This window comes from Acinetobacter sp. P1(2025), assembly GCF_051390655.1.
In the GTDB taxonomy this organism is placed as follows: domain Bacteria; phylum Pseudomonadota; class Gammaproteobacteria; order Pseudomonadales; family Moraxellaceae; genus Acinetobacter; species Acinetobacter junii.
The window spans coordinates 1-8060 of the sequence record NZ_JBPKBJ010000108.1; the positions used below are offsets into that span (position 1 = coordinate 1).

At 35.2% G+C, this 8060-nt stretch carries 9 protein-coding genes and 2 pseudogenes; 6 read left to right on the top strand and 5 right to left on the bottom strand.

Features of this window, described 5'->3' with window-relative positions; genetic code table 11:
- Window positions 1–614 (bottom strand): MobA/MobL family protein (locus ACSC97_RS17010; protein WP_436662115.1); only part of this gene is annotated, 614 nt, incomplete at its 3' end.
- Window positions 615–835: 221 nt separating this feature from the next.
- Between ACSC97_RS17010 and ACSC97_RS17015 the strand changes: the two genes are divergently transcribed.
- The 3 genes from ACSC97_RS17015 to ACSC97_RS17025 all read left to right on the top strand — a co-directional run bounded on the left by ACSC97_RS17015 (window position 836) and on the right by ACSC97_RS17025 (window position 4016).
- On the top strand, window positions 836–1597 hold the full coding sequence (locus tag ACSC97_RS17015; RefSeq protein ID WP_436662117.1) for a hypothetical protein: 762 nt from the start codon (window positions 836–838) through the stop codon (window positions 1595–1597).
- Between the two features lie 898 nt (window positions 1598–2495).
- A complete protein-coding gene (repM, locus tag ACSC97_RS17020) occupies window positions 2496–3407 on the top strand; it encodes a replication initiation protein RepM (RefSeq protein WP_262558788.1) in 912 nt (303 codons plus the stop codon).
- Window positions 3408–3485: 78 nt separating this feature from the next.
- On the top strand, window positions 3486–4016 hold the full coding sequence (locus tag ACSC97_RS17025) for a plasmid replication DNA-binding protein (protein ID WP_262558790.1): 531 nt from the start codon (window positions 3486–3488) through the stop codon (window positions 4014–4016).
- 179 nt (window positions 4017–4195) lie between these two features.
- Here the strand turns inward: ACSC97_RS17025 and ACSC97_RS17030 are convergent, their stop codons facing one another.
- Complete coding sequence (locus ACSC97_RS17030; RefSeq protein WP_436662120.1) at window positions 4196–4684, bottom strand: immunity 26/phosphotriesterase HocA family protein; 489 nt, start codon at window positions 4682–4684, stop codon at window positions 4196–4198.
- Between the two features lie 95 nt (window positions 4685–4779).
- Here ACSC97_RS17030 and ACSC97_RS17035 point away from each other — a divergent pair, with 95 nt between their 5' ends.
- The 3 genes and pseudogenes from ACSC97_RS17035 (at window position 4780) to ACSC97_RS17045 (ending at window position 6617) form a co-directional block, all read left to right on the top strand.
- The gene (locus ACSC97_RS17035) at window positions 4780–5547 is read left to right on the top strand and encodes a hypothetical protein (protein ID WP_436662122.1); all 768 of its coding nucleotides are present in this window, start codon (window positions 4780–4782) and stop codon (window positions 5545–5547) included.
- 294 nt (window positions 5548–5841) lie between these two features.
- Window positions 5842–6015 (top strand): annotated as a pseudogene (locus ACSC97_RS17040) (IS3 family transposase); the annotation flags it as partial.
- Window positions 6016–6236: 221 nt separating this feature from the next.
- Window positions 6237–6617, top strand: coding sequence for a hypothetical protein (locus ACSC97_RS17045; protein ID WP_436662124.1), 381 nt, complete (start codon window positions 6237–6239; stop codon window positions 6615–6617).
- A gap of 161 nt (window positions 6618–6778) precedes the next feature.
- On the opposite strand, the pseudogene ACSC97_RS17050 reads toward ACSC97_RS17045, so the two are convergent.
- From ACSC97_RS17050 to ACSC97_RS17060, 3 genes and pseudogenes are all read right to left on the bottom strand, one after another.
- Window positions 6779–7003: pseudogene (locus ACSC97_RS17050) on the bottom strand (BrnA antitoxin family protein); the annotation flags it as partial.
- Between the two features lie 25 nt (window positions 7004–7028).
- The gene (locus ACSC97_RS17055; RefSeq protein WP_004969304.1) at window positions 7029–7319 is read right to left on the bottom strand and encodes an addiction module antidote protein; all 291 of its coding nucleotides are present in this window, start codon (window positions 7317–7319) and stop codon (window positions 7029–7031) included.
- Between the two features lies 1 nt (window position 7320).
- Complete coding sequence (locus ACSC97_RS17060; RefSeq protein ID WP_436662126.1) at window positions 7321–7617, bottom strand: type II toxin-antitoxin system RelE/ParE family toxin; 297 nt, start codon at window positions 7615–7617, stop codon at window positions 7321–7323.
- Window positions 7618–8060 lie beyond the last annotated feature (443 nt).

The following is an 8060-nucleotide window of genomic DNA, read 5'->3' on the forward strand; positions in this document are numbered from 1 at the left end:
TACCGCATAAGACTGTCATTAATCAGTTCTTCAGTTTTCTGTCGGTACAACTGCAGCTGTGCTTTGCCCATCCCCAATACATCAGCCGTGAGCTTCTGCGCACCACCTTTCTGGGGATCCTTGGGGTTATAACGCTTAAAAAACTGTTCGGCTGAACGATCAATCCCATCCACATGCCGTTCACTGTACATCAGATGCAAATGCGGTTGCTCAATCTCGGCAATTGAACCCGCATGATTATGGATGGCGCAGCTAAATGGAAAACGATAGCGGTCGGCAAACTCGGTAATAAACGCTTCAGCCAACTCAATCCGTTGCGCTTGGTTTAATTCTTTGGGTAAAGCCACGACCAGACTGGAACAGGTTCGGCCATTACTCCGTTCATATACATCTGCAGCCTGCCAAAATTCAGCCGGTTTTCCCTCGGCAAAACTGGGTAAATTCCCAGATTTCACAAACTCAATCTGCTCAGAAATCGATTCCTTATAATTCTTAAAGTGTGAGGTTCGGGTGATGTAATGAAAGCGGTTCTTGGCCGTGGCGCCATTTTTGATTTTTCCTGATCGCGTCTTTATCGCTTTTTTTGCGGTGTGTTCCAGGTTGCAATAAAACATAATCCGACCTTTGAATTCACGGGGCCTCGCAGAGCCTGCGGAGCACGAGGGGGAGTGTTTTTAATTTGATAAGATTGCGTAGTAATTTTATCAAATTAAAAACACGGAAACGAGCTTAAGAATTAAATAAAATGTTCCTACATTTTATTTAATTCTTCCCGCGCCGACCTATGCTACACTCAAAACATCAAAATCTCACCCTTCTTATGCTGGAGAATGCGATGGCTACACGTGGACGACCGACCAAAATACTCACCACAGAAGACCTCATAGAATTAGAAAAATTTCTAGCTGATTTGCATTACCTCAAGAAAAATCAGCAGCAGGCAACCATGCTACTTCACAGCAAAGAGTTTCACGAATTAGATGAAAAAGACCTGAGCCTTCTAAAAATCGTACATCGTGAAAAAATTCAGTTTGAACAAAGGCAAACACTCATTGAACAAATCAAGCTGAAGGAAAAAAACCAACAGCCCCTCCTGACCAATGAAATTGAAATTTTAGGATTACTCCAGCAAGAGATGAATCAAGACCTGTTCTTTCGCTTAGATCGAGCACTCGAGTCTTACCAGAAAATTGAAAAAGCAGCCCTAGACAACCGGATCCGCTTGGAAAACGAACACAAACGAGAAATATTGCAGAAAAGTCACAAAGAACTGACTGAAGCGCAAAAAAAGCGTAATGCAGAGAATCAGCTTAAATATGCTCTAGGAGGAGCAGTCCTCTCTGCTTTTGATGCTTTAAAGAGATCGACTGAAAATATAGATCCTGAAAAAGTGAGAAATATGATTGTGAATAATCAAAATTTTTACCTAAAAGTCAGGAGTACTGAACTTTTTCAATATATTCAGCCCAAAGCAGGAGGATATTTCCAAAGCATAGATATTTTTATCAAAGTGCTGGAAGAATTATGTCTCTATGAAGATGAACATGAGATGAAATATTACATCCTAGAGGCAGAAAGGCACATAAATCGCAAATAGGACTCGATTACAGCGATTTTAGACATAGGACTAAGGAATTTATAGTAAAAAGTAAAAAATAGCTGTAATCGCAAAAGAGGCGTATTTAAACTTCATCAAAAAATAATAAATCAATGGCTCTTCAAGGATACTCTTTATACCTAAAAGGTATATGCCGAGCGAGTGTCTACGAGCGATATCCACAAAATTCGCGCTTCGACTCTCTGAAAAACCGCTTTTTTTGGCTGTATAGTCGAAAAAGGCATAAATCACATGAATACCTAGGCTTCTAGACGAGCGATAGCGAGCTTAAAGCTTTATGAGCGAAGCGAATTCATTATGCTTTTGATCTTGTTTTTGCTTTTTATTGAATTCACAACGAGATTGATTAAAAAATTGCCCCGTCGAATCGAGCGAAAGCGAGATTCAATAGAGTTTGAGCGAACGAAGTGAAGCGAAAACCAAGGGCAATTTTTCCTGACCAAGGCTTTTAATTATTTTTAATGCTTTTAAATGCTTTTACTGGCCCTTAAAACCTTTATTTTAAAGCTTTATAGGTTTTATTAAACTAGGTTTATCGACCCTTAAAACTAGGTTTATCGACCCTTAAAACTAGGTTTATCGACCTTTAAAACTAGGTTTATCGACCTTAAAACTAGGTTTATCGACCTTTTAATTCTTTAGTGTTAGTTCGTCTTCTTAAAACTAGGTTTATCGACCTTTTAATTCTTTAGTGTTAGTTCGTCTTAAAACAATCCTTAAAACTAGGCTTATTAGCCTAAAACCCTTTAAGGGTAGTGAAATTATTTAGTCTTACCCCCCCTTAAAACTAGGTTTATCGACCCTGTAAAAAGAGAATTGCCAAAACAATTTAAATAGTCTATCTTATGACCTAGTTATTAAGATAATAAATAGAGAAATGTCAAAATTAATTGTTAAAGACAATGCTTTAGTTCAAGCAAGCTATACTCTTGATACCGTAGAACAACGCTTAATTTTACTTGCGATAGCAGAAGCCAGAGAAACCGGATATGGGATTACAGAAAATAGCCTTCTTGAAGTTCATGCAAGTAGCTATATAAATACTTTTAATGTTGAAAAACATACTGCTTATAAAGTTCTAAGGGATGCATCTAAAAGTTTATTTGACCGCTATGTCACTTATCATGACATTAGTCCAAAAACAGGGAAAGACCGAAGTTTTCACTGTCGTTGGGTAGATAAAATTGGTTATGAACCAAATTCAGGGATTGTTTTTTTACGCTTCACTCAAGATATAGTTCCTCTTATTACTCGTTTAGAAGAAAACTTTACTAAGTATGAATTACAGCAAGTCGCAAAACTAACTAGTACTTATGCAATTCGTTTGTATGAATTGTTAATTCAATGGAGATCAACAGGAAAGACTCCTATTTTTGATTTACAAACATTTAGACAGCAACTAGGGGTTGAAGTTAATCAGTATAAAACTATGAGTAACTTCAAAAGTTATGTTCTAGATTTTGCTATTAAGCAAGTTAATGAGCTAACAGATATAACTGCTAAATACGAACAACATAAAACAGGTCGAATCATTTCGGGATTTTCTTTTAAAGTAGCTCAGAAAAAGACTAAAACACCAAACACAAAAGTTGATTTACCTAAATTAACTGAGGCACAACGTCACTTATTTGCTAATAAACTTTCCGAATTACCAGAGATGGGACAATATTCCGAAGGCACTGAGAGTTATCAGCAATTTGCTGTACGTATCGCTGAAATGCTTCAAGATAGCCAAAAATTCCAAGAACTATTTCCGTACCTTCAAAAAGTTGGCTTCCAAACTGCCTAAAATTTAAACTTGATCATTTGTCTATTAGGCGGTCTAATAGACAGCAATTTTTTACAAGTTTAGGCAAAGGTTTACAGTATGAAAACCCTTACAGTTCTTGAACTTTCCAAGCTGTACAACATCAATAGACAAACTATTTACAACAACATAAAGAAAGGAATTTTAACTAAAAATTCTGATAATAAGATTGATTTAGCTGAAGCTATTCGAGTATTTGGTGAACCTGTAAGAAAACAGGATGTAAAAGAATCTGTAAAAGTAGACAGTCCAAATTCGGCAGAAGTTTTACTCCTTAGACAGCAAATAGACATGCTAAAAAATCAGCTTCATGATGCAAAAGATCGGGAATCTTTCTATCAAAACCAAATTGAAACGATGCAACGCCTATTAGAAGCCCCAAAACCTAATATGACTACGTTTACCGATCAAGAACCGGTGCAATCAAGCATGGCCAAAACAGATCCCGAACCGGACACAGCAGAAGCGAAACATGACGGATTGACTACTCCGGAGCAGACGGAAAACAAGCGGATTCCAGTGCCGGATCACATTGAACCAGAGCCTGAGAAAAGAGGGTTTTGGAGTCGTTTTTTTAGACCCTATGATTAACCACGATTGTTTAACTGATATGAACAAAGTCGTGAAACTTTGATTAAATAATAAGCGTGGAACGTGAAAAATCATAAAAAAAGCCCGATCTGGAGGATACGGGCCAATCGAAATGATATAGATCATTGATTAATAAAGATAATTATAACGCATTTCGTATAAGGTGTATTATGTTAATTTTAAGATACAAAGGGTTTAGGGCGTAATTGTTTAACCCACTCATTCGGAACACCATTAAAATGATCTCTTAAACGATCTTCTACATGTTCAGGATCCCATACAGCAGCACGTTCCAAATCTTTTACTTCTTCATATGTTGCTGGAATATCGATACCTTCAGTTCCATCTTCATAATAAATAGAAATTGAATGATCAAACATATCTTGCTTAAAGAAGTAAACCCTCTGTTTTAAATCGTCATTTAATTCTATATTCCCAATAATATGCCATTTCTCGGATTTAAATGCGGAATTCATGACTGGTACTTTAAACAAAATCGAATGTGATGTTATGAAATTAACATTCAACTCTAAATTTTTCGTCTGTAAATTGTAGAACCCTGTCGATGAGGAGTTTAAAACTATGCCATAGCCATAGCTTAGATTCCCCAAATTAATTGCAATCACATCACCTTCTTTAGTTCTCTTACGTTTTGTTCTTTGTTCCATAATTTCTGATCTACTTACCAAAAACTCAAATACATTCCTGCAAATAATAAGGTTCTGTCACATTAAGAAACTAGCTTAATTTACTATTGAGCTTTATGGAAGTTAATAGAAATAAACTATTTAACACAATGGCTGTATATATGAAATATAAAAACCTAGGCACTAGCCCAGGTCTTAAATTTAAAAAATACATAAAAAATAAGGCTATAGAATCATTTTTTTCAACTTCGTATAACATGTATTATGTTGATTTTAGCAAAGCTAAAAAGTGTCTCACTTATTTAAATTTTGGAAAATGTAGGCGGTTTATGTCATTTGACTTCGTAAAAATCTTTAAAGAAATTGATCTTCATAAAAATGATCTAGATATTGATAATTTCATGACAACGATCATTAATCATTGTCATGAAATGCAGCCAAACAAAAGTTGGGATCTATTCAAAGAATTAGATTACACAACAGAAGTTAAACGTTTAACAACTCATATAATTGACACTTTAGAAAAAGAAGCTTCTCCCTTTATTGAGCAAGGGTTTTGGTTCGGTCTTTCTGATAATGGGTATCTATATTTTGCAGTATCAGATCAATACATTGCAGAAGAAGATAACCTAGATTGGATGTCTGAAGCCAAAACATACTATCCTGAGCAAGGAGCCTTTAGCTCTGAAATTTTACGATCTATTGAAAATTTAGCAGATGAAACAGAACTAGATAATTATGCTGAATATCCTTTGTTCTTAGCTTATGGACTTAAGCTGGCACAAGCGTCAATCAATCATTATAAAACCGCTTACCCAGAGAGAAAGATTGGGTATTCTATTGGATATGATTCAGGAGATTTTATTATTGGAGGATGGATTTAACTTATCCATTTAACATAATGGCGGTTATACGAAATGCATATTTTAAACTTATAAAAATCATATACTTGTGTTATAGTTATAATGCTCGACGATGTCGAAAAGCTGACTTGGAAACAAGTCGGCTTTTTTATGATCGTTTTTGATAGTTCTTGCCAATAATTTTGATTAAATATTAATCTATTTTATTTTTTTGCTGAAACATTAAGGGTTACATTTCTGAAATAATCCATAAAATGTTCGGACAAACCTTGGGGTAAATTCACCTTGCTATCACAATATTGAAAGCAGAGGGTCAAGAAGAAAATATATGTATCGAGAACTGAAGCCAGGTCGGATATCTTTGAATATATTGAGATGTTCTACAACTCAAAACGCAGACATAGTTCTAATAGTCAACGTTCTCCATTAGATTATGAAAAAGCCCATCAAAATGCACTATACCCCGAAAGTTGGACACATTTAGTCTAATTTTGGAGGGTGCTTTTCTATGGCTAAATATTCTCAAGAATTTCAACTTGAGGTTGTCCAATACTACTTATCTGATTTCCCTTGCAAGCGCATTGGTCATGGTCAGTTTTGACTTCTCATTTTTTTTTGAGCAAATAGAGTCTTGATTTAATATAATGGGCATTTTAAATTTAATTATAGTTATAATTTATGTTCTTTTTAAACAAAAACTTGGATTTTATATGAAACAAAAACTACTACTACTTTCATTAGTTCTTATTCTTTCGGGTTGTGCAACTATGGGGAATCAAGCTTTAAAAAATGAAAGTGAACAAACAGTTCAATCTAAAATTATAGAAAATAAAACAACAAAAGATGAAGTGCGTAAAGTATTTGGATCACCTGATGAAACTAGCTTTACTGACAATGGTAAAGAAATTTGGAAATATGAATTTGCTAATATTAAAGCAGATGCTGTGAACTATATTCCTATTGTAAATTTATTTGGTTCATCTTCATCAGGAACTAAGAAACAGTTGGTAGTTCTTTTTGAGGGTAATATTGTTTCTAAATACTCAATGTCTGAATCTGCTCATAGTGTTAAAACTGGACTTTTCCGTTAAAAATCGTTTACTTGAAACTATAAAAATTATGGCGTATTGGTAATACTTCCATGAGCAATCGAATCGATAAGTAGACAATGTTCCTATTTGACTGAACTATTCATTGAATATAATGGGCGTTATACGAAGTTAAAAATGGGAGGCTAAGCTCCCATTTTTTATTAATGATTTTTTAATTCTTTCAGCATAGCATCCCGCAAGATTTCATTCATTCGTGTTTGATAGCCTTTACCCTGTGCTTTAAACCATGCCAGTACATCTGCATCTAAACGAATAGACGTTTGTTGCTTCACTGGGCGATAGAATTGATTGTGGCATGCAGCATTACTCCAGTCGGTAATTTCAGGAATATCTGATAGATCTAACTGATCATCGGAAACAGTCCCCATTTTTACTATATTTTTTTAAGTTTTATGCGTGTTGGACTGTTAGTTTTAAGCCCAAAGCATTCACTACACGATTAATCGTATCAAAACGTGGTGCTGAGTCCTGACGTAGGGCTTTGTAGAGTGCTTCACGTCCAATCCCTGCTTCTTTGGCTATTTGAGTCATGCCACGAGCTTTAGCAATAACACCAAGAGCATGAGCTAATTCAGCTGGATCATTCTCTTCAAGAACCATGTTGAGATACATCACAATGTCCTCTTCAGTTTTGAGTGACTCAGCCATATCAAAACTTGGTAAATCAGCGACTTTAACCATTTTAATCCTCCAATGTTTTCGATAGTTTGACTGCTCGATCGATGTCTTGTTGTTGAGTTGATTTATCTCCACCACCAAGCATCACAATCACAACGTCACCATGTTGGATGTAATACATTCTCCATCCAGCACCGAAGAATTCTCTCATTTCCCAAACACCATCTTGGATAGGTTTGATGTCGCCCCAATTACCACGTTGAACCTTATCTAATCTACGATTCAAGCGAATTCGGGTCATATTGTCTTTAATTCCATCCAACCATTCATCAAATTCTGGCAGACGTTTAATTTCAATCATGAGGATTCCTTCTCTTCTCACCATATTGTATTCGATCGAATACGATAAGCAAGTGTATAAATCCTATGATTTGTTATGTTAGAACCCATTTAAAGTGTCTATATTCTTACAAGCGATTTTTTTTTATCGTAATATGAAATCAGCGAACTGCAATAGATCAATAACTTACGTCATTAGGACGGAAAAAAGTTTCTAAATCATTTGTAAAAAACTTTCGCTGGATATTTACCTCAACGATAAATCAATAGCTTACGTCATTAGGACGGAAGAAAGTTTACAAGCCATTTATAAAAAACTTTCGCTGATCGTATGTGATTACCATAAATTAATAAATTAAACGATTCATTTTATTTTGTGGAGTATGTATCTCATGAATCAGCCTAAAAATGAGTTTGAAATACGACAACAAATGATGAACGATCAAATTTCAGGGGCAAAAGATC